This is a genomic window from Dyella sp., assembly GCF_036568765.1.
Taxonomy (GTDB): Bacteria; Pseudomonadota; Gammaproteobacteria; order Xanthomonadales; family Rhodanobacteraceae; genus GSA-30.
The window spans coordinates 1-23,847 of sequence record NZ_DATCRY010000042.1 but is presented as its reverse complement, the minus strand read 5'-3'; the positions used below and the strand labels follow the sequence as shown (position 1 = coordinate 23,847).

The 23,847-nt window shown below is 62.1% G+C and carries 22 protein-coding genes, 1 tRNA gene and 1 riboswitch; of the genes, 13 read left to right on the top strand and 10 right to left on the bottom strand.

Going from position 1 to position 23,847, the window contains the following annotated elements; genetic code table 11:
- Window positions 1–257: 257 nt before the first annotated feature.
- Window positions 258–334 (top strand) — tRNA-Arg (locus tag VIM98_RS03565).
- 101 nt (window positions 335–435) lie between these two features.
- Here the strand turns inward: VIM98_RS03565 and VIM98_RS03560 are convergent.
- Window positions 436–1,380: a M23 family metallopeptidase gene (locus VIM98_RS03560; protein ID WP_331991719.1), complete on the bottom strand. Its 945-nt coding sequence runs from the start codon at window positions 1,378–1,380 to the stop codon at window positions 436–438.
- A gap of 204 nt (window positions 1,381–1,584) precedes the next feature.
- Between VIM98_RS03560 and VIM98_RS03555 the strand changes: the two genes are divergently transcribed.
- The 4 genes from VIM98_RS03555 to VIM98_RS03540 all read left to right on the top strand — a co-directional run bounded on the left by VIM98_RS03555 (window position 1,585) and on the right by VIM98_RS03540 (window position 4,937).
- Window positions 1,585–2,466: a hypothetical protein gene (locus tag VIM98_RS03555; RefSeq protein ID WP_331991718.1), complete on the top strand. Its 882-nt coding sequence runs from the start codon at window positions 1,585–1,587 to the stop codon at window positions 2,464–2,466.
- A gap of 115 nt (window positions 2,467–2,581) precedes the next feature.
- Window positions 2,582–3,118, top strand: a complete 537-nt coding sequence (locus VIM98_RS03550) for a carboxymuconolactone decarboxylase family protein (protein ID WP_331991717.1) — start codon at window positions 2,582–2,584, stop codon at window positions 3,116–3,118.
- Between the two features lie 139 nt (window positions 3,119–3,257).
- Window positions 3,258–4,355, top strand: coding sequence for an FUSC family protein (locus VIM98_RS03545; RefSeq protein WP_331991716.1), 1,098 nt, complete (start codon window positions 3,258–3,260; stop codon window positions 4,353–4,355).
- Between the two features lie 96 nt (window positions 4,356–4,451).
- The gene (locus tag VIM98_RS03540; protein WP_331991715.1) at window positions 4,452–4,937 is read left to right on the top strand and encodes a glutathione peroxidase; all 486 of its coding nucleotides are present in this window, start codon (window positions 4,452–4,454) and stop codon (window positions 4,935–4,937) included.
- A 67-nt stretch (window positions 4,938–5,004) separates the two neighbouring features.
- Here the strand turns inward: VIM98_RS03540 and VIM98_RS03535 are convergent, their stop codons facing one another.
- The 3 genes from VIM98_RS03535 to queF form a co-directional block, all read right to left on the bottom strand.
- Window positions 5,005–5,211, bottom strand: coding sequence for a CsbD family protein (locus VIM98_RS03535; protein WP_331991714.1), 207 nt, complete (start codon window positions 5,209–5,211; stop codon window positions 5,005–5,007).
- 193 nt (window positions 5,212–5,404) lie between these two features.
- Window positions 5,405–6,025: a hypothetical protein gene (locus tag VIM98_RS03530; RefSeq protein WP_331991713.1), complete on the bottom strand. Its 621-nt coding sequence runs from the start codon at window positions 6,023–6,025 to the stop codon at window positions 5,405–5,407.
- Between the two features lie 145 nt (window positions 6,026–6,170).
- Window positions 6,171–6,995, bottom strand: a complete 825-nt coding sequence (gene queF / locus VIM98_RS03525) for an NADPH-dependent 7-cyano-7-deazaguanine reductase QueF (RefSeq protein WP_331991712.1) — start codon at window positions 6,993–6,995, stop codon at window positions 6,171–6,173.
- Window positions 6,996–7,149: 154 nt separating this feature from the next.
- On the opposite strand from queF, the gene VIM98_RS03520 reads away from it, so the two are divergent.
- Window positions 7,150–7,536 (top strand): BlaI/MecI/CopY family transcriptional regulator, encoded by a 387-nt coding sequence (locus VIM98_RS03520; protein ID WP_331991711.1) that lies wholly within the window; start codon window positions 7,150–7,152, stop codon window positions 7,534–7,536.
- 2 nt (window positions 7,537–7,538) lie between these two features.
- Window positions 7,539–9,494 (top strand): M56 family metallopeptidase, encoded by a 1,956-nt coding sequence (locus tag VIM98_RS03515; protein ID WP_331991710.1) that lies wholly within the window; start codon window positions 7,539–7,541, stop codon window positions 9,492–9,494.
- Window positions 9,495–9,697: 203 nt separating this feature from the next.
- Here the strand turns inward: VIM98_RS03515 and VIM98_RS03510 are convergent, their stop codons facing one another.
- Window positions 9,698–12,016, bottom strand: a complete 2,319-nt coding sequence (locus VIM98_RS03510) for a S9 family peptidase (protein ID WP_414650185.1) — start codon at window positions 12,014–12,016, stop codon at window positions 9,698–9,700.
- Between the two features lie 163 nt (window positions 12,017–12,179).
- Between VIM98_RS03510 and VIM98_RS03505 the strand changes: the two genes are divergently transcribed.
- Together VIM98_RS03505 and VIM98_RS03500 are read left to right on the top strand one after the other, a co-directional pair.
- Complete coding sequence (locus tag VIM98_RS03505; RefSeq protein WP_331991708.1) at window positions 12,180–12,575, top strand: acyl-CoA thioesterase; 396 nt, start codon at window positions 12,180–12,182, stop codon at window positions 12,573–12,575.
- A complete protein-coding gene (locus VIM98_RS03500) occupies window positions 12,572–13,321 on the top strand; it encodes a glutathione S-transferase family protein (protein WP_331991707.1) in 750 nt (249 codons plus the stop codon). The genes VIM98_RS03505 and VIM98_RS03500 overlap by 4 nt, the downstream gene beginning before the upstream one ends.
- A 61-nt stretch (window positions 13,322–13,382) precedes the next feature.
- On the opposite strand, the gene VIM98_RS03495 is transcribed toward VIM98_RS03500, so the two are convergent.
- Window positions 13,383–14,282, bottom strand: a complete 900-nt coding sequence (locus VIM98_RS03495; RefSeq protein ID WP_331991706.1) for a LysR family transcriptional regulator — start codon at window positions 14,280–14,282, stop codon at window positions 13,383–13,385.
- 115 nt (window positions 14,283–14,397) lie between these two features.
- Between VIM98_RS03495 and VIM98_RS03490 the strand changes: the two genes are divergently transcribed.
- From VIM98_RS03490 to VIM98_RS03475, 4 genes are all read left to right on the top strand, one after another.
- Window positions 14,398–15,405 carry an aldo/keto reductase gene (locus tag VIM98_RS03490; protein WP_331991705.1) on the top strand — a complete coding sequence of 336 codons (1,008 nt, stop codon included), beginning with the start codon at window positions 14,398–14,400 and terminating at the stop codon, window positions 15,403–15,405.
- A 731-nt stretch (window positions 15,406–16,136) separates the two neighbouring features.
- Window positions 16,137–16,340, top strand: coding sequence for a hypothetical protein (locus tag VIM98_RS03485; RefSeq protein WP_331991704.1), 204 nt, complete (start codon window positions 16,137–16,139; stop codon window positions 16,338–16,340).
- 3 nt (window positions 16,341–16,343) lie between these two features.
- Complete coding sequence (locus VIM98_RS03480; RefSeq protein ID WP_331991703.1) at window positions 16,344–17,219, top strand: prohibitin family protein; 876 nt, start codon at window positions 16,344–16,346, stop codon at window positions 17,217–17,219.
- Window positions 17,220–17,372: 153 nt separating this feature from the next.
- A complete protein-coding gene (locus VIM98_RS03475; RefSeq protein WP_331991702.1) occupies window positions 17,373–18,023 on the top strand; it encodes a DUF2076 family protein in 651 nt (216 codons plus the stop codon).
- 39 nt (window positions 18,024–18,062) lie between these two features.
- Here the strand turns inward: VIM98_RS03475 and VIM98_RS03470 are convergent, their stop codons facing one another.
- From VIM98_RS03470 to zapE, 4 genes are all read right to left on the bottom strand, one after another.
- Window positions 18,063–19,079 (bottom strand): ribonucleotide-diphosphate reductase subunit beta, encoded by a 1,017-nt coding sequence (locus tag VIM98_RS03470; RefSeq protein WP_331991701.1) that lies wholly within the window; start codon window positions 19,077–19,079, stop codon window positions 18,063–18,065.
- A gap of 95 nt (window positions 19,080–19,174) precedes the next feature.
- The gene (locus tag VIM98_RS03465; RefSeq protein ID WP_331991700.1) at window positions 19,175–21,664 is read right to left on the bottom strand and encodes a ribonucleoside-diphosphate reductase subunit alpha; all 2,490 of its coding nucleotides are present in this window, start codon (window positions 21,662–21,664) and stop codon (window positions 19,175–19,177) included.
- Between the two features lie 153 nt (window positions 21,665–21,817).
- Window positions 21,818–22,034: riboswitch (cobalamin riboswitch) on the bottom strand.
- A 94-nt stretch (window positions 22,035–22,128) separates the two neighbouring features.
- On the bottom strand, window positions 22,129–22,506 hold the full coding sequence (locus VIM98_RS03460) for a peptidase C13 (protein ID WP_331991699.1): 378 nt from the start codon (window positions 22,504–22,506) through the stop codon (window positions 22,129–22,131).
- A gap of 194 nt (window positions 22,507–22,700) precedes the next feature.
- Window positions 22,701–23,816, bottom strand: a complete 1,116-nt coding sequence (gene zapE, locus VIM98_RS03455) for a cell division protein ZapE (RefSeq protein ID WP_331991698.1) — start codon at window positions 23,814–23,816, stop codon at window positions 22,701–22,703.
- Between the last annotated feature and the right edge of the window lie 31 nt (window positions 23,817–23,847).

The window sequence follows — 23,847 nt, the reverse complement described above, 5'->3', positions numbered from 1 at the left end:
GGGGATTTGCCGACACCAAACGAACGGGCCGACCCGGTTGGGAGGCTCTGTGGCATGGCTGGGCTCGCCTGCAAGAACGCATGGAAGGCTATCTGCTCGCTAAGCAGATAGCCACCAAGATGTGATCAAGAGACAGGGCTTAAGCCGGGGGAGAAGATGCCGGCAGGCAGATGAGGGGGGCTTTCAGCCTCAAGGCTGGGCGTACCCCGCAACCTCCGCTATACTCCCACGCTCCGCCGGCATCAGCCCGGCGGCACGCGCCCGTAGCTCAGCCGGATAGAGTAGTGGCTTCCGAAGCCATTGGTCGGGGGTTCGAATCCCTCCGGGCGCGCCACTTTCCTTACTTGGTATGTCCCTGCGCTCGCACAAACGGGATGCATATGCGCGCCCCGCCGTCGATGCCACATTCCCGCCGATGGCAACTGGCCGCGATACTCACAGCCCCGGGTCGGCGCTGCCGAAGTTGTATATCGGGTTGCCGCGATACACCGTCTTGTTCGCCCGCTGTGCGCTCCCTTGATAAGGGAACATGGACGTCCGGAATGTCCATCCGCCAAGCACGACATTGTTGACGGACATGGGACGGTTCTGTCCGTCCAGTAGAGAGAAGTGAACGTGAGCGCCGCTGGAGCTGCCTCCGCAGGGCAGACCGTTACCGACCGAGCCAAGACGGGTGCCTTCACTGACGCGGGTGCCGTTGTCCAGCGGCTCGAGCCGTACCATGTGGTAGTACGAGGTTCTGTAGCCATTGTCGTGCACGATCGTCACCAGGGCGCTGCCGTTCCTGGCGCAGCTTGTGTAGACCGTGCCGTTCGCAGCGGCGCGCACGTTGTTACCGTCCTGCCTGCTGTAGAAATCGAGCGAGTTGTAAGGACGCGATGAGCCAGAAAAGCCGTGAGCCCCGCTAGTCATGGTCCAAGCGGTGCCCGCACGCCATGGCAACCCGATCTTCACCGCGTGGCCAGCGGCGCGCCAATGCTCCGGTTCGGCGGCGACGCCCTGTTGCAGTGCCATGCGCTCGCTTTCCCCGATGGTATCGAGCGGCATACGGTCCAGGGCGGCCGAGAAATCCTCGGAGCCTTCGATGCCCAGTTCCCATCCATCGCCTTGGCGGTGGGCGAAGAAGAAGTGCGATGTTGGCGCAGCGTGGCTTGCGGCAGAAACCGTTTCGGTCAGGCTGCCCATGATGTGGTTGCCGTCGTGGCTCTGCTTGAGGATTTCGACAACGAATTCATTGTGCGTCCGGGTGAGCGGGCCTTCTGTCTCGAGAAATGCCGAGATGGCCTGATGTTCCAGCGCGACAGGGGCGGGCGTATTGGCCAGCGCGCCGAACGACATGGCATACAGCGGCAGAGCCGCAACGAAGTATTTGGGTGACATGTAACCTTCCTTGGACATGATTGGCGTGAGATGCCCGGTGCCTGTCCATCCGGACATCGCAGCGGGTGAGAGCAGATTAGCCCGATGCTCGGCGTCTTCCTGTCGGCAGGGTGTGCCAAGGAACGACGTCTTGTCGTCAGGGTTGTGTCGGCGTTCGGAGAGGGGTATTCCTACAGGGAATGAGGCCGCAACAAGGGACTAGGGGTGGATATTTTCAAATTGCGCCAGGGCGAGCATCGCAGCGTCACGCTGACGGTGAGCAATTACCATTCCGAAACGGGAAAGAAGGCGCCGTGGTTTCAGCAGCGTGGCCCCAAGACGATGCATTACGCGGTCTGTCCGGAATGCGATAACCCGCTGCATATCGTCAACCTCGATGTGGATCGCAAGGTGGATACCGGCGAGAGGCCGTTACCGCTTTACGCCAAGCACGCGATTGTCTCGATCGAAGGCATTGGCGATTACGACGCCGATGCGTACGAAGATTGCAGCTTGCGCAATCCGCACGCCTTCAACGGCCAGGCTGCGCGGCGCAAGCCGGGCAAGGTGGCCGACGGGATCGTGCAGGCGATGGCCGAGCGCGCCGATGCGGTGCATCTGTTTGTCGAGCGTTTTCTCGGCCTGGATATTACCGATGCGTTATTCGAGAACCTGCTGCGCGAATTTCGTCGGCAGGACGGTCAGCTCTATCGCGCGGCAAGCACGTCGAACTTGCCTTATGCCCTGCTTTACATGGGCGGTAATCAGGGGACCTACGGTTGCCGCGTGAAGAAGGATTCGCCGTTCGAGGCCGCCCTTGCGCAGAGCGCTTACTTCAAGCTCAAGAAAGATCGCAACATCGGCTACAGTCAGGGCAAGCTCGATCCGAATCCACGCCTGCGTTTCTTTGTGACCGACCATGAGATCCGCAAGTCTCTCGACGGCGAAGGCACGGAGCAGTTCATGACTCTGGTCGTCGAGGAAGAGCGCGGGCAGGAGCGCACCGTGCTGTTGCGCCGGCCGATTGCGTTGGAAATCGACTTCTTCCGCAACGTCGCCGACAAGCGCCTACGCCTGCGGGAACTGGCTCGGACACTGCTGGCCTGATGGCAGTGAGACGATAGAGCATAAAAGTGACAATATGAGGCATTAAGGTTATCGCGGCAGCTCTCTAAAGTGCGCACCAAGCAGTACTACTCAACCGCACACAGGAGCATCCGCCATGTCACGCATCGCTACCCCCGCCATCGAAACCGCCACCGGCGCCAGCGCCGAAGTTTTCACCCAGATCAAGAAGAGCATCGGCAAGGTCCCCAACCTCTACGCCACCATGGGCATGCTGCAGCCGGCCGCACTCAAGGCCATGCTGCAGGCCGATGCGACCTTGGCCGCGGGAAGCTTGAGCAAGCAGGACGTGGAAGTGATCAAGCTGACCGTCAGCAGCATCGGCGGTTGTACCTATTGTGTGGCCGCGCACAGTCTGATCGCCAAGCTGACCGGTCTGTCGCCGGAGAGTTTGAAGCATATTCGTCACGGCGAGCCGACCGGCGACGCCAGGCACGATGCGCTGATCGCCTTCGTCAAACAGATTGCGCAAACGCATGGCGAGCTCTCGGACGAGGCATTCGCGGCGATCAAAGCCGCGGGCTACACCGATGCGCAGCTGGTCGAAATCAGCCTGGCCATCGCGGTGATTACGTTCACCAATACATTCAACCGGATCAACGATACGACGGTGGATTTTCCGGCAGTGGATTGAACACTTAGGCTGGCCCCCGTGTGCTCCCTCTCCCCTGGCTTCGCCGGGGGAGCAGGCTGGAGCGAGGGGACGCTTAGCCATCAAGCTCACATTTTCCCGAAGCGAACTAAAATAGCGCCGGAGCTACCCGATCCAGCGCATGCCGACTCTCCGCGAAGCCGCCACCGACCTACGCCGCGTCCTCGGCACCCTCGCCGCCGACTTCCGTCACTGGATGCGCCCGGGCGCGCGCACAACGGACGAATGGGAAGCGGTCGTTTCCGTCTTGCTTGCGATCGCTGCCGCGCACTTGCTGGGCGCGCGCAATATCGGCTGGGCGGCTTTCAGCGGCTATATGGTGATGCGCTCGCGCTTCTCCGAAAGCCTTCTACGCGGCAGCTTGCGGGTAATCGGCACCGGGCTCGGCGCCGTCGCGGCCTGGTTGCTCGCGCCGTGGATCGTCGATTCGACGGTGTGGCTCAGTCTTATCCTGGGCTTGGTCGGCTGGGGCACGCTCTACATGGCCCTGGTCGGACGGCGCAGCTATGCCTGGTTATTTACCGGACTGACTTTCGCGCTGGTGCTGATCGACGGCATGGAGTTTCCACGCGAACCTCTTAGTGCGTTCGCGCAGTCGCGCTTTGTCGAAGTATTTACCGGCACGCTCGCTGCGATCGCGGTCAGCGGCCTGTCGGCATGGACGCTGCGCCGGCACGATACGGCCCGCACGCCTATGACTGCGGCGCATCCACCGCTTTGGCATCGGCCAGCTTTCCTGCACGCCATGCAAGGCGGCGTCGCGATCGCCTTGATCCCCTGGTTCTGGCGCGTTGCGGGCGTGGTGGAGCTCGGACAATCCAGCACGACGATTCTGGCGGTGATGATGGTGCCGCTTGCCAGCCTCGCTTCCGGAGGGACGACGTCGCAGAAGCTGATGCATCGCGTGATCGGTTGCACCGCGGGCGGTCTGATAGCGAGCGCGATCCTGCTCGCCGTGCATCCCTGGCCCTGGGTTCTACTGCTTGCCGTGGCTGTCGGTGTGGCCGTCGGCCGGCATATCGAAAGCGGATCGCATGGGCTCAACTATGTGGGCACGCAGTTTGTGTTGGCCTTCCTGGTGGTGCTGGTGCCCGATAGCTACGACCATGCCGATTTTCGTCCGGGCCTGGAGCGCCTCGCCGGCATCCTGTTCGGTATGTTGCTGTTGGAGCCAGTGCGGCTAGTGAGCCGACGCATCATAGCCTTACGCAAACGATAGCCCCTGGCTATGAGTCTCAGTCAATAAATCGATTGGCCGTATCGCCGCGACGTCGATAGCCTGCGCGCATCTTTCGATTCGACGGGGGGAACGGCCATGACGCATTTCTACGATTTCGACGCCACGACCATCGATGGCGACAACCAGCCCATGCGCGGTTTCGCTGGCCGCTGGGTGCTGGTGGTCAATGTGGCGTCGCGGTGCCAGTTCACCAACCAATACCAAGGTCTGGAGGCGCTGTATCGGCGACACCGGAACGAGTTGGCGATTCTTGGCTTTCCGTGCGATCAGTTCGGCCAGCAGGAGCCCGGTAGCGAGGTCGAGATCAAACAGTTCTGCGCGCTGACTTACGATGTGACGTTCCCGATGTTCGCCAAGGTCGAGGTCAACGGCGATGCCGCGCATCCGCTGTATCGCCACCTCAAGCAACAGGCCAAGGGTCTGCTCGGTACGGAGGAGATCAAGTGGAACTTCACCAAGTTCCTGATCGACCCCAAGGGCAATGTCGTGCGCCGTTATCCGCCGGCGTTCACGCCCGAGCATATCGAGGCGGATCTGGCGACCGCGTTGCAGGCGGCCTGAGCTACAGAAAGACCGCCGGCCATGCGGACGGCGGTCACGTGTCGCTCAGAACGCGCGATCGTCGCGGTCAATGCAAGTTGTTTGTCTTCTCGAACTGTTTGATCTGCTTTTCCGCTTCGTCGCGAGCGATGCCGTAGCGCTCTTGCAGCTTGCCGGAAAGATACTGGGAATCGCCTTCGGCGACTTTCAGATCGTCGTCGGTGAGTTTGCCCCACTGCGCCTTGAGCTTGCCGCCCAGCTGTTTCCATTGACCCTTGATCGTGTCTTGATTCATAGCGTCTACCTCTACGGGAATGCTCAATACATGATGCACGCATCGGTCGATGCGTGAGATGCAGTAAAGCAAGCACAACGTGAGCAGGTCGTCCCGTCATAGTGAATATGTTCTGGATGCTGATGAATCGCCTGCCGAGGCAAATAAAAAAGGCGCCGACAGGCGCCTTTTTCTTGTCGCTGACGAGCTCGCTTCAGCCCTTCTTGACTTCGAAATCCTGCGAGCTGACGGTCTTTCCGTTCACCGCGATCTCCACTTTGTACTTGCCTTCCGGCCAGTTGTTCGGATTCTGCACGCGGAAGGTGGTGGTAGCCGGGCCGTCGGTGGCGATCGACTGGCTGGTGCTGTTGACCAACTGACCCTTGCCTTCGAGGTAGCTCCACTTGGCGCTCAGCGTGGCGCCGTCGGTGTTGCCTTCGGTGGCGACGCTGGCATAGATGGACTTGTCGGTCGGTGCGAAGGTGGTCTTGGCCTTGCTCACCTTGTGATCGGCACTGACAGCGCCGCCGATGGTGACATTGGCGACCTTCAGATCGTCGGCTGCAGCCGGCGCCGGGGAGGCTGCGGGTGCCGCGGCAGGCGCGCTCGGGGCGGCGGCACTGGTGCCGGCCGGCGCCGGTGCTACAGGGGCGGCCGCCGTGCCGGTGGTCGCCGGAGCGGTGGTGGCCGGGGCCGGCGCGGCCGGCGTGCTGGCAGTGGCCGGATTGGCCGGCAGGTTCGAGGCCGGCTGTTCGCTCTTGCCGCAGGCGCTGAGCGTCAGCAGGCCGGCAAACATGGCGCTGTACAGGGCGGCGGAACGTGCGGAAAGTTTCATGATCAAGAGACCCGTTGGCGTGAACAGTGAAAAAGCGAAACGTGAAGAGGACGCGAACATGGCGCGTGACAATCGTGCCGCGCGGCAATCGCACAGCGTAAAGCCTAGCGCCGCCGATCTGAAGCCCCGATTACCGGGGCCGTGTTTATTGGCGGGCGCCGCGTACGTTGACGGGCACTTCGGCAGCGCTGCTGCGAAAGGGATTGATATCCAGTCCGCCGCGCCGCGTATAGCGCGCATAGACGCTCAGGGCCTGCGGGTGGCAGCGGGCCATGATATCGACGTAGATGCGCTCCACGCATTGCTCGTGAAATTCGTTGTGATTGCGGAACGAGACCAGGTAGCGCAGCAGTCCGGCGGCATCGATCCTGGGGCCGCGATAGGCGATCTGCACGCTGCCCCAGTCGGGCTGGCCGGTCACCGGGCAGTTGGAGCGGAGCAGATCCGAGACCAGGCTTTCCTCGACGACCACTTCATCTGCGCCATGCAGGTAGTCGGCGCGGGGCGGGCCGTAGTGGTCGATATCCAGCTCGAGCGCATCGATCGAGGTGCCGGCCAGATCGACGATCGCATGATCGCGCCCGCTGGCATCGCTCAATAGGATCTCCACCGGTGCGCCCGCCGCTTGCGACAGATCGCGTTCCAGCGTGGCTGTCAGCTCGCTCCGGCTGGCGATGCGCTCGCCGGCAAAACCATTGAGATAGAGCTTGAAGGACTTCGATTCGATGATCGACGGCGAGGTCGCCGGTACCCGGCATTCCAGGATCGCAACCATGGGCTTGCCACGTGGATCGAGCCAGGACAGCTCGTAGGCGTTCCAGATGTCCACGCCGTGGAAGGGCAGCGCGGCGCCATCGACGCCGATTTCGTCGCGCTTGGCCTGGCGGGGGATGGGAAACAGCAGGGAAGGGTCATAGCGGTCGGCATAGACGGTCGTCTTGCCGAGCGGGGAATGGTCGGGGGTGGTCATCCGTCTATTTTACGGGGATCGGGTCCTGGCGGGGCGAAAGGGCATATCGCTCTCAATACGAGCCGGGTGCCCGGCGGATGACCGTCGGCCTATTGACTACACGTGTCGTCACGGCGTAGCTTGACGACATGTGTAGTCACGGAGCGGCTCGACCATGAACAAACCTTCGATCGGCGACCAGGAGCTGGCGCTACTGCATTACCTGGCGGAACACGAACCGGCATCGGTCGGCGAAGTGGCCACCGGCTACGGCGAAGAGCGCGGTCTGGCACGCTCGACTGTGCTGACCATGATGGAGCGCCTGCGCAGCAAGGGCTATCTCAAGCGTCGTCACCTCAAGGGCGTTTACCGCTACAGCACGGCGACCGGGCCGGGCGAAGCCATGCGCAGCGCGGTGGGGCAGTTCGTGGAGAAAACCCTGAGCGGTTCGGTCTCGCCTTTCGTGGCCTGGATGTCCGAGCAGGCCAGCGTCAGCGACACCGAACTGGCCGAGTTGGAAGCGCTGGTGGCTCAGTTGCAATCCAAGCGCAAGGAGGGCTGAGCATGGGTACCTTTGCCGCGATCTGGTTCGAGCGCATGGCCTGGACGTCGATGCAGGCTGCGCTGTTGTTCGCCGTACTCTGGGCATTGATGCGATTCGTGCCGCGCCTGGCACCGGCAATGCGTTGCACGCTGTGGTGGCTGCTCGGTGCGCAGCTGTTGATTGGCCTGACCGTCGGTACGCCGCTGCGCTTGCCAGTGCTCGCGCCGGCCGCGCCGGTGGCTCTCCAGGTATCCGAGCTTGCCGTGCCGGTGACTATCCAACCGATTGCCGTGACGCCGACATCGCCGGCGACCGTCGCTATCTCGCAGGCTTCGCCCCAGCCACTGGACTGGCGCCTGGCCTTGTTCGCGTTGTGGCTTGCGGCGCTGGCGGTGCAACTGTTGTGGGTGTTGCGGCAAGGCATCGAAACGCGCCGCAGCCTGCGTGCTTCGCGTCCGCTCCAGGATCTTGCCGTGCGTGCGCTATGTCGCCAGCAGGCGCGCGAGCTGGGGTTGCGCCGTTGTCCGCGACTGCGCGTTTCCGACGACATCGCTTCGCCGCAAGTGATGGGCTTGCTGTCCCCGGTCGTGTTGTTGCCGACGGATCATGCGTTGACGCCAGAGGAATCCGCCATGGCGATCGCACACGAACTGGCGCATATCCGCCGCGGCGATCTCTGGCTGGGCTGGGTGCCGGCATTGGCGCAGCGCCTGTTTTTCTTTCATCCGCTGGCACGCCTGGCTACGCGCGAATATGCCCTGCACCGCGAAGCGGCATGCGACGCGCACGTCATGCGCCAGCAGCACACCCAAGCGCAGACCTACGGGCGCCTGTTGCTGCGCCTGGGCGTTGCGCAACCGCTTCCCTCCGGCTTGGCCGGAGCCTCACCCACGTTCCAGACGCTCAAGAGGCGATTGACCATGTTGCAGCAATCGGTAAACGACACCTCGCCGCGCACACGCGGCTGGCTTCTGGTGGTGCTGGTCGCATTGGCCGGTGTGCTGCCGTACCGGCTCACCGAGGCCTCGGGGATGACCGTGCACGAAGACGCGCAGGATGGCGAGGGCTATGCCATCGCAGCGACTGCGCCGACACCGAATCCCCAACCCGACACCAAGCCGACGCCGACGTCCGACGCCGAACCGGCCTATGTCATTGCCCCGGCGCCGCCGCCGCCGCCCCCTCCGCCCGCACCGACGCCTGTACCCCCTGCACCTCCCGTTCCACCGGTGCCGCACGTTCCGCCGGTACCGGCCGTGCCGCCTGTCCCGCCCGTACCACCGGTTCCCGATGACGCCGAAGGTTTCCATGCCGACAATGTGCAGTTGTCGATCAACGACAATGCCAAAGTCGGACTGGCACTGATCAGCAAGGATCACGTCCTGTTCGATGGCGACAGCGCCGATCTGGCGAAGGTCAGAAGCCTGCGGGACGGCGACAAATCGATGGTGTGGTTCCGTCGTAACGGCAATGCCTATGTGGTCCGCGATGCAGCTTTTGTCGAGCGAGCGCAGGGGGCATATGCGCCGTTGGTAGAGATCGCGCGGATGCAGGGCGAATTGGCCGGCCAGGATGGCCGCTTGGCGGGCGAAGACGGTGGCCTGGCCGCCCGCGAGGGCAGCCTGGCTGCGCGACAAGGTGGCCTGGCCGCCGAGCGCGCCAGTCTGGAAAGTCAGCGAGCTTCGCTGGAAATGGCGGGCAATTCCACGGATGTCGCCAGACAGCGTGCGACGATCGACACGCGCATCAAGGCCTTGGCCGAGCGCAAGACAGATCTCGATCGCCAGATCGCACGCGAACAGTCCGACATCGAAACCCAGCGCAGCGCCTTGAGCAAGAAGCGGAGCGAATTGGCGCGTCAGCAATCCGAATTGGCCAAGCGCCAAAAAGAAGTCGAAGCCAAAGCCAACGCCCAGTTGAACAAGGTACTCGACGAAGCCCTGGCCAGCGGTGCGGCCAAACCCGTCGACCGTTGAAGCCAGTCCTCAAAGACCCTAGCTACTTCCCTAGCTAATTTTCCTCGCAATAAAAAAGGCCGCGCTGCCCAAACAGTGCGGCCTGATTTTTTCGGGGAATGACAAAGCATGTTGCCCGCTGCTGACGCTTGCCCCAATCAGGCTTCCTCTCCACTGGCTTTGCCGGGGGAGAGGGCGGGGGCGCATTTGCCGAACGGGAGGGATCAATCCATCTTCGGCGGCTTCATCTGGTAGTTCTTCGGCGCTTCGGCACCCATCAGGTAACGCACGAAGTAATCCCAACGCCGGCGCATCATGTAATTGCTGGCCGAGGCATAGCCGTGATGGGCGTTGGGGATCAACACCAGATCGAAATCCTTGTTCGCCTTGATCAGTGCATCGACCACGAGCAACGTTTCGTACGGCGGCACATTGTCGTCCGTCGTACCGTGCGCCAGCATCAGGTGACCTTGCAAGTTACCTGCAAAGGCCTGGTTAGCCTGCTTGTCGTAGTTGCTGCTGCCGTCCGGGCTCTTCTTCAGCAGGCCCTGCCATTTCTCCGCCCAGTCGTCTTCATAGTTGCGGTTGTCGTGGTTGCCGCTTTCGGCGATGCCGACCTTGAAGAACTCCGGATAGTGGAACATCGCGCCGGCAGTGGCATTACCGCCGCCGGAATGGCCCCAGATACCGATGCGGTCCATATCGATCCATGCATAGCGCTTGCCCAGTTCCTTCAGGCCGGCCACCTGGTCGGGCAGGGTGTTGTCTTCGATGTGTTCGAAATATGCATCATGGAACGCCTTGGAGCGCCATGGCGTACCCATACCATCGATCGCCACGACGATGAAGCCCAGTTCGGCCAGCGCCTGATGATCGACGCGGGCGGCGCTGAAGCTGCGGCTGCCCACCGAGCCGGTCTGCGGGCCGGGGTAGATGTAGTCGACGATTGGATACTTCTTGTTCGGATCGAAATGGGTCGGCTTGAACATCAGGCCATAGAGATCTGTTTTGCCGTCACGCCCCTTCACCGTGAACGGTTGCGGTGGCTTCCAGCCGGTGGCGGTCAGGCGGCCGATATCGGCCTTGGCGACTTGATTGACGGTGCGACCGTCCTGCGCGTCGCGCAGCACGGTGACTGGCGGCGTCGTAGGGGTCGAATACGCATCGACGAAGTAATGGCCGTCATCGGAAAGGCTGATGGTGTGGTCGGCTGCTTCGGGCGTCAGCAAGGTCTGGTTCTTGCCGTCGAAACCGATCTTGTAGAACTGCTGGTAGTACGGATCGACGCCTTTTTCCTTGCCCACGCCGCGGAACCAGATCGTGCGTGTGGCCGGATCGACACGCAGCACCTGGGTCACATTGCCTTCGCCGTGCGTGATCTGTTGCTTGAGCTTGCCGGTCTTGAGGTCATACAGGTAAAGCTGGCCCCAGCCATCGCGCTCGCTGAACCAGATCGCCTCCTGGGTATCCGGCAGGTAGTGCCAGTTCACCATGTCGTTGCCGCTTTCGAAGTACGTCGGCGACTGTTCTTCGAAGACCGTGCGTACCTTGCCCGTCATCGGATCGGCCACGCGGAACCATTCGTGCTTGTGATCGCGCGAGGTCGAGACGAAGGCCAGGGACTTGCCGTCCTTCGCCCATGTCACATCGTCCCAGCCACCGTTGCGGCCGCAGCTGATGTCGTCGCACAGGCTGGAGCGATGCTGGTCGGCCGGCATCTGCAGGCGCACGACATGCTTGCCCGCCACGTCGACGATCACGCGCTCGATCATCGTCACGTTCTCGTCGCCGACCAGCGGATACTTCCACTTCTCCAGTTTGGGATGGCCGACATTGGTCGTGACCAGGTACATCTCGCCGGTCTTGCGCTGATCCTGCTGAAAGGTGGCGATCTTGCTCGAATCGGGCGACCACACCAGGATCGCCTCGTCGGTGTGTTTCCAGCCGGCGTTGTCGGTGGCGTAGCCGTAGTCTTCCACGCCGTCCGTGGTCAGCTGGGTTTCCTTGCCGCTGGCTACATCGCGCACCCACAAATTCCAGTTGCGAATGAAAGCCTCGCTGCGCTTGTCGGGCGACAGAACGCCAGGTTCTTTTTCATCCTTGGCCGTGCAACTGTCGGCACCGGTCAGGTCGCATACGTAATGCTTGCCGCCCTTGCGTACGTCCAGGCGGCCGTCGGCGGCGGTGCTGAAATCGGTGAGCATCAGCTTGCTCGCATCCACCGGCTTGCCGCTGGCCTTGCTCAGCGCAGCCGCAAGCTTGGCTTGGTCGAATGCCGGCTCGGTCTTGCCGGTGGCGGTGTCATAACGCAGGTAACGGTCGCCGCTTGCGTCGTGGTCGCGATACCAGAAATGCGTGCCGTCGGTCCATGTCACGCTGGTGACCGCATGATCGACCAGCGGCATGGTGTTGTAGCCGACAAAGCGCTCGGCGCGCGCATAGTCATCGGCGCTGAGCTTGGCGGTCTGCGCCATCGCGCTCCCGGACAGCGCAGTCAGAATCAATACGCCTAGTAGGCGCTGCTTGGCAGTCATCGGCCCCATGCTGACATTCCCCATCGAGTAACGAGCCCGCCGGATCCGGCGGGACCAAATCCCCCGATGCTACCCCCCGTCGGCCGTAGCCACCCCTGCCGAAAGTCCTGCGGCAAGTTTCTGCTTCCGGCAAACTAAGCGGCGCCTACGACCCATATCAAGGGACATCCCCATGAGTACCGCGTTGCCGGAAGCCCGCCTGCTGGAAATGGTTTTTCCCGATCACACCAATCATCTGGGAACGCTGTTCGGCGGCCAGGCGTTGGCCTGGATGGACAAGGCCGCCTTTATCGTGGCGTCGCGTCATGCTCGCCGTACGGTCGTGACGGCTCGCTCCGAAGAAGTCAATTTCCGCGTGCCGGTGCGCAAGGGTCAATTGGTCGAGCTGGTCGCCCAGGTGGTCAAGGTCGGCCACAGCTCGATGCATGTGCAGGTGGAAATGACGGCCGAGGACCCGCTTACCGGCGACCGGCGCGTCTGTACCACCGGCCGCTTCGTGATGGTCGCTCTGGATTCCAACGGTACGCCGACGGACGTGCCGTCGCTACCCGGCGGCGACATCGTATGAGTACGTTGACGATCGTCGGCAACTACATCTCGCCTTATGTGCGCAAGGTGCTGGTTTGCCTGGAACTCAAGGGGTTGGATTATCGAATCGATCCGATCACGCCCTTCGTCGGGGACGACCGCTTCAGTGCGTGCAGCCCGCTGCGACGCGTCCCGGTGCTGTTCGACGGCGATCTGGTGCTCAACGATTCTTCGGTGATCTGCCAGTATCTCGAAGACAAGTACCCGACACCGCCACTCTATCCGAACGACATCGCCCACCGCGCCAAGGCACGATGGATCGAAGAATATTGCGATACGCATCTGGCGAATGTGCTGATCTGGCATTTGTTCTATCAGAAGGCCATCAAGCGCCATGTCTTTCATGAGCAGAGCGACGATGCAGTCGTGATGCGTGCGCATGAGGTGGAGATTCCCGCGGCGCTGGATTATCTGGAGACGCAAATGCCTGCCGACGGCTTCATGTTCGGCGCACTGTCGATCGCAGACATCAGTGTCGCGACGTACTTCCGTACGGCGTCATTCGTGCGCTACACCATCGATCCGGAGCGCTGGCCGCGGGTGGCGGCTTTCGTCGCGCGAGTGTTGGCGTTGGAGCCATTCCAGAGGCTGGCCCGGTACGAGGATGCCATGTTGCGCTTGCCGATCGGCGAGCAGCGCGAGTTGTTGGCCGGAATGGGAGCGCCGCTGACGGAAGAGTCGTATGCGTCGGGTGTGGCGCGTCATGGGGTGGGCCGCTGGGACTGAGGCATTTCTCACTCCCCGCACTCGCTTCTTCAGTTGCCTGGGGCGCTATGGCGAATCCTGTCTATTCGACCTTCCCCATCAACTCGACCAACCAATCTACAAACACCCGCAATCGCGTCGGCAATTGACGTTGCCGTGGATACAACACCGACACCGGCAAGACAGGTGGCGGCATGTTCGGCAGGATTTCGCGCAACTTCCCGCTCGCCAGATGCTTGCGAATGCGGTAGCGCGATAGTTGGGCAATCCCCAGGCCTGCCAGGCATGCACTCATGTAGACGTCCGTGCTGCCGACGGTCACTCGCCCGGGCAAGGTGACCTCCTTGCATTTACGACCGACCATGAACTCGAGCGGTTCCGGTCGCCGCGTCGTCGGCGAGGACCAGTTCACCGCGGCATGACCTTGCTGCAAGTCGGCCAGTGTCTCGGGCACACCATGCCTGCGCAGGTAATCGGCACTGGCCGCGGTGACCTGCGGTAGTACCGCTACGCGTCGCCCGACCAGGTCCGAATCGGCCAGCGTGCCGATGCGCAGTACGCAGTCCACCCCTTCCTGCACCAGATTGACGAAGCGGTCGCCGGTGCTGATATCCAGCTCGATATGCGGATAGCGGGCGAAAAAAGCTGGCAGCGCGGGCATCACCATGTTGCGAGCCAGTGCGGCCGGCAGGTCTACGCGCAGGCGCCCCCGCGGTCCTTGCACAGCATCGCGGAAGCTCGCCTCGACTTCGTCCACATCGGCCAGCAGGCGTCGGCAATGTGCGTAATACGCCTCGCCATCGCGCGTCGCGCTAACGCGTCGGGTTGTCCGCTGCAGTAATTGGACGCCGAGTTCATTCTCCAGTCGCTTGATCGTATGCGTCAGGGTGGCGCGCGGCAGGTTCATGTCGTCGGCGGCACGGGTAAAGCTGCCCAGCTCGACGATGCGGGCGAAGACGCGCATGGCATGAAGACGATCCATGCCGACATTATTGATCAAAATGAAACAGAGTTGTCGATTATTGCGTATTTATCGCCTAGCCGAATAAGCCAAGAATGCACGGGTTCGCTTTCCCTCTCACCCCCTGGAGATCCTTATGCTCGATACGCAACTCGAACAACGCTCGCTCGGTACGCAAGGCCTTGCAGTTTCCGCCCAGGGTCTCGGCTGCATGGGCATGAGCGAGTTCTACGGCGCCGGCGACGATGCCGAATCGATCGCTACGATCCACCGTTCGCTGGAGCTCGGCGTCAATTTTCTCGATACCTCGGACGTCTACGGTCCTCATACCAACGAAGTGCTGGTCGGCAAGGCGATCGCCGATCGTCGCGACCGGGTGGTACTGGCGACCAAGTTCGGCATCGTGCGCGATCCGAGCAATCCGCAGGCACGCGGGGTCAACGGCAAGCCGGAGTACGTGCGCGCTGCCTGCGACGCCAGCCTGAAGCGGCTGGGCGTGGAGTATATCGACCTGTACTACCAGCACCGCGTCGATCTGGACGTGCCGATCGAGGAGACTGTCGGCGCGATGGCCGAACTGGTGAAGGCCGGCAAGGTGCGTTATCTGGGCTTGTCGGAGGCGGCGGCCAAGACTATCGAACGCGCACATGCGGTGCACCCGATCAGTGCAGTGCAGGTGGAGTACTCGCTGTGGACGCGCGATCCGGAAAGCAATGGCATGCTCGATACCTGCCGGCGCCTGGGCATCGGCTTTGTTGCTTATTCGCCCTTGGGCCGCGGTTTCCTTACCGGCCAGATCGCCTCGCCGGACGATTTCGATGCGGACGACTATCGCCGCCACAGCCCGCGTTTCCAGGGCGAGAACTTCACGCGCAATCTCTCGCTGGTCGACAAGGTCAAGGCTTTGGCGGCGAACAAGGGTTGTACGCCGGGCCAGCTCGCATTGGCGTGGGTGTTAGCGCAAGGGAAAGACATCGTGCCGATTCCCGGTACCAAGCGTCGCAAGTACCTGGAAGAAAATATCGCTGCGCTCGGCGTGGCATTCAGTGCCGCGGAGCTGAAAGATATCGACGCGACGTTCCCTCCGGATGCCGCCGTGGGAATGCGTTATCCGGAAGCGATGATGAAGCGGGTGAATGTGTAAGTACCTTGTTGTCGTGCGAGAGAGCCCCGGTAGCGCCGGGGCTTTTTTGTATGCGGAATAACTTCATCGTTGTCGCTTCGATGGTCGCCCCCTCACCCCCACCCTCTCCCCCGGCAAGCCAGGGGAGAGGGAGCCGACCGCGGCGAATCTCGGTATTTCGCACTTGCGTAACTTGCTCCCTCCCTGGTTTACAGAGGAGGATCGGCGTGGGGTAAGTACTTGTCTCCGTTTTTCAAGGCTGACAAAGAGCCCCGCAAGAGCCCGCCTCTGCAAGACAGTTGCTCTCCCCGGCAAGCCAGGGAGAGGGAGCAGGCTGCGCAAGTGCGAAGCATTGAGGCTTACCTCAGTCAGGCTCCCTCTCCCCTGGCTTCGCCGGGGGAGAGGGTTGGGGTGAGGGGGGCTCTTGCTCTGTTACGTGATTACATTGCAGATTTTGTGCAAGCGCAAAAAAGCGGGAGTAGAATGCGCGGCGTCGTCATCGCAGGGCGCGCATGGGGTGCGCTTATGAAGGCCACGCAAATCATCTCTTCTCGTTTCGATCCGGTCGGCCGCTATGCGCGGCGAGTGATCGCTCCCACAGGCTAGCTGCCTTACCGCTTATCCCGCCATGCGCGGCGCTCTGCGTCGTGTTGCGGACTTGCTTTGTTTTTTTGTGCGCATGGCTTGTGCGTAGGGGTCGGTGTTGCCTCGAGCCTTGTGTATCTCGTCGTTGCGTCCTCATCGGAGACAGCATGAAAACATCGTTCTGGTCCAAGTTGGACAAACCCTGGTGGTTTGCCGCTTGCGCCGTGTTCTATATCGGTTTTGTCGGCCCGAGGTTGATCTCGGCCCCGGATAGCCTCGCTGTGCTCGGCGGCATTGTGCTGTTGCTGCTGTTGGTCGCCTGGGGCTATCGCTTGTTTATTCGCATGGTTCGCCGCAAGGATTGGAGATAAGTCATGAAGCGTCTGTCGAAGATTGCATTGCTGTCCTCACTGGCCCTGCTTGCGGCCTGTGACAAGGTACCTTCGGGCAATGTCGGCGTGAAGTTCCAGTTGTATGGCGACGGCAAGGGTGCCTTGCAGGAACTTCCTCCCGGCCGCTACTGGGTGGGCTGGGGCTATGAGCTCTATACCTTCCCGACGTTCACGCAGACCTATACGTTTACGCGCACAAGCAACGAAGGACGGCCGGTCGATGAATCGATCAGCTTCCAGACCGCGCAGGGCCTGACGGTGAATGCGGATGTCGGTATCACGTATCACATCGATCCGAGCAAGGTCACGCTGATTTTCCAGAAGTACCGCAAAGGCATCGACGAGATCACCGATATCTATCTGCGCAACATGATTCGCGATGCGCTGGTCAAGGAAGCGTCGAACCTGGATATCGAATCGGTGTATGGCAAGGGCAAGGCCAGCTTGATCGAGTCGGTGCAGAAAGATGTCGCCGACGAAGTCGGCGCGGTGGGTATCGTGGTCGAGAAAATCTACTGGATCGGCGAGCTTCGACTGCCGGACAACGTCGTGCAATCGATCAATGCCAAGATCCAGGCGACGCAGATGGCCGAGCAGCGCCAGAACGAAGTGGCACAGGCACAGGCCGAAGCGCAGAAAGTGGAAGCCGAAGCCCAGGGTAAAGCCCAGGCGCAGCTGACGATCGCCGAAGCCGAGGCCAAGGCGATCTCGCTCAAAGGCGACGCTTTGCGACAGAACCCGAACGTCGTGCAGATGTCGGCGATCGAAAAATGGAACGGCCAGTTGCCGGAATATTATGGCGGCAGCGGTCCGCTGCCTTTCCTTAACCTTGCTCCGCAGGGCGCGGCGACCAAATAGTTCGCATCTTCTTGCGTTGCGCCGCGCATAAAGCGCGGCCATCCACTTCCGGCACTGTCCGCAAGCTAAATCGCCGGCGCACGATGAGCCGGCATGCAATTGAACCGGCAAGCGGCGCCCCTATCATCGGCTTACTTCACAGGTAGATCTGCCATGACTCCGCAAGAGCAACAGCAACTCGACGACTTTCTGCAACGCCTGGCCGCCGTGCGCGGCGCAGCCAAGGACCCGCAGGCCGATGCGCTGATCCAGCAGCAATTGGCCGGCCATCCCGATGCGTTGTATCTATTGGTGCAGCGTTGCCTGCTGCAGCAGCACGCGCTCGATAGCGCCAAGGCGCAGATCGCTCAGTTGCAGGCGCAGGCGGGCGGAGGCAGTTTCCTCGGTGGCCAGAATGCCTGGAATCAGCCGCAGCAGCCTGTCCCGCCTCCCATGCCGCAACAGGCGGCGCCGACCTGGCGTGAGCGTTTGTTCGGTGGCGGCGCTCCCCAACAAGCACCCAGCGCGGCTCCCAGTTTCCTGGCCAGCGCGGCGACCACCGCGGCCGGCGTTGCCGGAGGCATGTTCCTGTTCGAAGGGATCGAAGGCCTGCTCGGCAGCCATCACGGCGGTGGCCTGTTCGGTGGCGGCGGGCAGACCCAGGTGATCGAGAACATCACCGAAAACAACAACTACTACGACGACGGCCGCAGCGGCAGCAACGACAGCAACGACAGCTTCGCGTCCACCGACAACGACTTCAACAGCGATTTCGCCGACGACAACTACGACGATTCGAGTTTCGACGACAGTAGCTGGTCGTGACCGGGGAAAGGGGCCCGGAGGCGATCCGGGCCCTTTGCATCAGAACGCCATGTCGAACGCTACTTCGCCCTCCACGCCGACCTGATAGGCCGAGACGCGGCGTTCGAAGAAGTTGGTGACTTCCTGCACATCTTGCAGATCCATGAAGTCGAACGGATTCTTGGCGCCGTACTTCTTGGGGAGATCCAACTGGACCAGGCGCTGATCGGCGCAGTATTCAAGGTACTGGCGCATGTCGGCGACAGATAGGCCGGCCACGCCGCCGGAGAGCACATCCGTAGCGAATTGGGTTTCGCATGCAATGGCTTCTTCGAGCATTTGTTCGATCTGTGAGCGCATCGCCTCGTCGAACAGTTCGGGTTCTTCCTCGCGCACTTTGCGCACCACCGCGAAGGCGAAGGCCATGTGTCCGGACTCGTCGCGGAACACCCAGTTGGTGCCCGAGGCCAAGCCGTGCAGCAAACCGCGCGAGCGCAGGAAGTACACATAAGCGAAGGCGGCATAGAAGAACAGGCCTTCGATGCACGCGGCGAAGCAGATCAGGTTGAGCAGGAACTGCCGGCGCTGTTCGCGCGTCTCCAGGCGCTGCAGGTTCTGCACCGAGTCGATCCACTTGAAGCAGAACTCGCCTTTCTGACGGATCGAAGGAATATTCTCGATGGCGGCGAAGGCTTTGTTGCGTTCGGCCGGATCGGGAATATAGGTATCGAGCAGGGTCAGGTAGAACTGCACATGCAGGGCCTCCTCGAACAGCTGGCGAGAGAGATACATGCGCGCTTCGGGTGCGTTGATATGCTGGTACAGGTTCAGCACCAGATTGTTTGCCACGATGGTGTCGCCGGTGGCGAAGAAGGCGACCAGGCGATGGATCAGGTGTCGATCCGCATCGGACATCTTGGACTTGAGGTCCGTGACATCGAGCGAGAAGTCGACTTCTTCCACCGTCCAGGTGTTCTTGATCGCGTTGCGATACATGTCATAGAACTCGGGGTAGCGCATCGGGCGCAGCGTGAGTTCGAAGCCGGGATCGAGAATGTGTTGGGCTTGGGTCGACATGGGTGGCCTTCTTATTAAGTGGAGCTGGCACTCGCTGAATCCTCTCGCGATCGTCCCGGCACCCCTTTTACAGGTTCGCCGGGACGGCGCGAGGATTATTGGCAGGCTTCGCAGTACTCTGGGTTTTCGAGCGAGCAGAACACCGCCGCGGTTGCCTGTTCCTGTGCATCGATGACCGGCGCTGCCGCAGCCGCCGCTACGGTGGTCTTGGCGATTTTGGTCGCCGGTCGCGAGCGCAGGTAGTACGTTGTCTTGATGCCGGATTTCCAGGCGTACATGTACATGGAACTGAGCTGGCCGATGTTCGGGTTTTCCATGAACAGGTTCAGCGACTGGCTCTGGTCGATGTACGCACCGCGCGCGGCGGCCAGGTCGATCAAGGCTTTCTGCGGCAGTTCCCACACAGTGCGGTAGATCCGACGCAGGCGCTCCGGGATCGCATTGATGCCCTGGATCGAACCGTCGGCCAGCTTGATCGCATCGCGCACTTCCGGCGTCCACAGGCCGAGTGTCTTGAGCTCTTCGACCAGGTAGCGATTGACCACCAGGAAGTCGCCCGAGAGCGTCTCGCGCTTGAACAGGTTGCTGACCTGCGGCTCGATGCATTCGTAGCAGCCGGCGATCGAGGCGATGGTTGCGGTCGGTGCGATCGCGATCAGCAGCGAATTGCGCAGGCCGCTGGCCTTGATCCGCTCGCGCAGGGCGTCCCAGCGTGCCTTGTCGTTCGGCATGGCCTGCGGCCAGTAATCGAACTGCAGTTCGCCGTTGGCGGCGCGGCTTTCTGCGAAGCCGGGGTGCGCGCCCTGTGCCTGCGCCAGTTCGTTGGAAGCATCCAGCGCGTTGAAGTAGATCTCCTCGGCAATGCGCGTGGACAATGTCAGCGCTTCGGCGGAATCGAACGGCAGACGCAGCTTGAAGAACACGTCCTGCAGGCCCATCACGCCCAGGCCGACCGGGCGCCACTTGCTATTGGCGACGCGCGCGGTATCGATCGGGTAGAAGTTCAGATCGATCACGCGATCGAGCTGGCGCACGGCGGTACGAACCGTCGCGGCCAACTTGGCAAAGTCGAATTGGCCGTCGACCACATGGCGCGAAAGGTTTACGGAGCCCAGGTTGCATACGGCCGTTTCGCCAGCCGAGGTGACTTCCAGGATTTCCGTGCACAGGTTGGACAAGTGAATAACGTTCTCTGCCTTGGCCGTCTGGTTGCTCGTGGCGTTGGAACGATCCTTGAAAGTCATCCAGCCGTTACCGGTCTGTGCCAGCGTGCGCAGCATGCGTGCATAGAGTTCGCGCGCCTTGACCTTTTTCGTCGCCAGCCCGGCGGTCTCGGCATCGCGATAAGCCTGCTCGAAGGTCGGACCCCAGCTATCGACGAAATGCGGCACCGCTTTCGGGTCGAACAGCGACCAATCGCCGTCGGCCTCGACGCGGCGCATGAATTCGTCGGGAATCCAGTTGGCCAGGTTGAGGTTGTGGGTGCGACGCGCTTCGTCGCCGGTGTTGTCGCGCAGCTCGAGGAATTCCTCGATGTCCGCGTGCCACGGCTCCAGGTAGACACAGGCCGCGCCTTTGCGCTTGCCGCCCTGGTTTACTGCCGCGACCGAAGCGTCGAGCGTTTTCAGCCACGGCACCAGACCGTTGGAATGACCGTTGGTGCCGCGGATCAGCGAGCCGCGCGAACGCACGCGCGTGTACGCCAGACCGATGCCGCCAGCGAATTTGCTGAGCTTGGCGACGTCGCCGTATTTCTCATAGATCGATTCGAGCGAATCGGTCGGCGAATCGAGCAGGAAGCATGAAGACAATTGCTCGTGCGTCGTGCCTGCATTGAACAGCGTCGGCGAGCTGGCGATGTACTCCAGCGAAGAGAGCAGGCGATAAAGCTCGAGCGTCTCGCCGATCTCGTTGCCGCCGAGTGCGCAGGCAATACGCATGAAGAAGTATTGCGGTGTCTCGATCGCCTTGCGCAGCTGCGGGTGGCGCAGCAGGTAACGATCGTAGACAGTGCGCAGGCCGAAGTACTCGAAGCGGCGGCTGGCGAGCGTATCGATGGCGTCGTTGAGCTTGCGCGCATTGGTGGCGACGAAGTCGCGCAGGCGTGCGTTGAGGATGCCCAGTTCGGCACCGCGTGCGATTGACTGGGAGAAGCTCTGGATTTCCTGGCCGCTCACTTCCTTGTCGATATAGGCGCTGAGCAGGCGCGCGGCGAGCTGACCGTACTCGGGTTCTTCGGCGGTCAGCGCGGCGGCGGTACGGATGGACAGTTCGTCGAGCTCGCGCGTGCTGGCGCCGTCGTACAAGCCGCCGATGGTCTTGAGCGCCACACGCAACGGATCGACCGCGTGCAGGCCCTCGCCCGCACGGGTGACCGCGCGCACGATCTTGTTGACGTCGACGATTTCGTGGCCGCCGTTGCGCTTGGTTACGCGCATCTGGCCCGGATTGTGCGGCGGGGTCAGCGCGAACGGCGCTTCGGTGCCGGCAGCAGGGGTTGCGCCGAGGCTGGTGTCGGTGGAGAAAGAAGATGCGTCCACGCGAGCGGCAGTGCGTTCGCGCGTGGAGGTATCGAGAGGTTGCATGGCGGCAGCGCTCCAGAAAAAGTATCAAACGCCTGCTCCCGCGCGCAGGGCTGAAAGTGATGGCTAGACGTTCGCGGACGGTCGTAGGCGGAGCTTGTGCCCCGCTGGTACGACGCGCCTCCCCGCGGAAGCCGCCATCACTTCATCGCGGTGCTTGGCCGCGATGTGTCGGCAGGTCTTCGGACTCGTGGACGGGGATCATCCGGGCGATCCACCTACTTGCTCCCGCTTCCCAGCCGTGCAGGCCAGTGCGTTGGGAGCGTTCGTTTCCACTTACCGCTGCGGGGCAGTTCCGGATTCTCACCGGTATTCCCTATTAAGCCGATCCGACCGTAGGTCTGAGAAAGGCACCGACGGGGCACAACATATAGGGGTAACGGGGTCCGGTCAACCCGATAATTTGGGTTTCTTTGTGGATAACCCGTGGATAAGCAGCGGTTGCCCAAGCGCAGCAGGGGCTTGCGTCAAGGTAAGGTCACGTCGATTTCGATGGGGTAGTCGCCGCTGTGCCGCGGAGGCACGGGGAAGGTCCAGGTCCGGAACTGGTTGGCCATGCATTGGGCGACGGGCGTTGGCGGGCGAACCTCGACCCGCTTGGGGTGGCCATCGGCCGAGATGGCCGCGACCAGGGTAAAGGGCGATCGGTCTGCCTGCGGGCTGCTCTTCAGGCAGGCTTTGCCCGCGTCGGTCATCGGGTTGCCGGTCTTGTCCCAGAAGGCCTTTTGGTAGGCCGGGCCGTCGGCGGCGGTTTCGGCGAGTCGGGCGCGGGTGACACGGTCGGCGAAATCGTCGGCCGAGGTTTGCGCGGCGGTCAGTAGCGCGAAGGCCATGATGGGCAGCATCGGAGGGCGCCTTGGGTTGGGGCTTTAGAGAGCGGGTGAAGTGGAGCCGGTATGGAGGTTATACCTCCAAGAAGTGAGTGAGGCGGAGCGGGTAAGAGCGGGCATCGCGTGTTCTGCTGGCTTTTCTATCTCCTCACCTCCCTACACTTAACTCCTTGCAAGGGCCAAGCCGCGCTGCGTCGGCCGAAGACCGATCAATCGGCGCGATGCTCCAAGGCCAGATATTCCTCGCTCTGCATCTCGATCAACCGCGATTCCGTGCGCCCGAACTCCGCGCGCAGTCGTTCGCCGTCGTAGAGCTCGGTGATCGGCGCGGCGGCGGACAGGATCAGCTTCACGTGCCGATCGTAGAATTCGTCGACCAGTAGCACGAAGCGCTTGGCCTGGTCTTCGGTATAGATGGTGAACTGCGGCACGTTGGAAACGATGATGGCCGGCCCCGCTTTGGCTAGCGCAATGTAGTCGGCCACGGCACGCGGTCCATCGCACAGCGCATCGAATTCGAACCACAGGATGCTATCGGCGCGTTTGCGCAACGGAATCGGGCGGTCGTTGATGGTGATGTCGCCGCCTTCGACGATTTCGCCCACCGCCTGGGTGGTGAAGATCTTCGTCAATGCGCGTTCGGCTTCCGCGCTCGGCGGGGTGTAGTACACCGAGGCTTGCGAGAGCGCACGCAGGCGCCAGTCCCGGCTGGAGATCATCTCCACCACATGGCACTGCTTCTCGATCAGCGCGATTGCCGGCAGGAAGCGCGCACGCTGCAAGCCATCCTTGTACAGGTTCGGCGGCGCGGTATTCGACGTGGTGACCAGGGTAACGCCGCGCGCGAACAGCGCTTCGAGCAGATTGGCCAGGATCATCGCATCGCCGATGTCGTTGACCAGGAATTCGTCCAGGCACAGCACACGGCAGCGCTGGGCAATGCCGGCGGCCACTTCGATCAGTGGATCTTGCTGCTCGCCCAGCTCGCGCAGGCGCTCGTGCACTTCGCCCATGAAGCGGTGATAGTGCCGCCGCAGCGCTACACCGTGAGGCAGGCTGGCGACGAACAAGTCCATCAGGAAGGTTTTGCCGCGGCCGACGCTGCCCCACAGGTACAGGCCAGGTACCGCCTCGGCCTCGTCATTGCCAAGCAGCGACTTGAGCTTGCCGAAGAAGCCTCCGTTGTCTTGCTTGGCCGCGCACAAGGCCGCATGCATGCGATCGAATTCAGGCAGCAGCGCCTGTTGCGCCGGATCGGCCTCCCAGCGATGCGCGGAGACGCCTTCCTGATAGCGCGCACTGGGGGAAAGGGAGATGTCGCTCATGAAATGTAATCGTGGGGGGGGGGGGACGGGG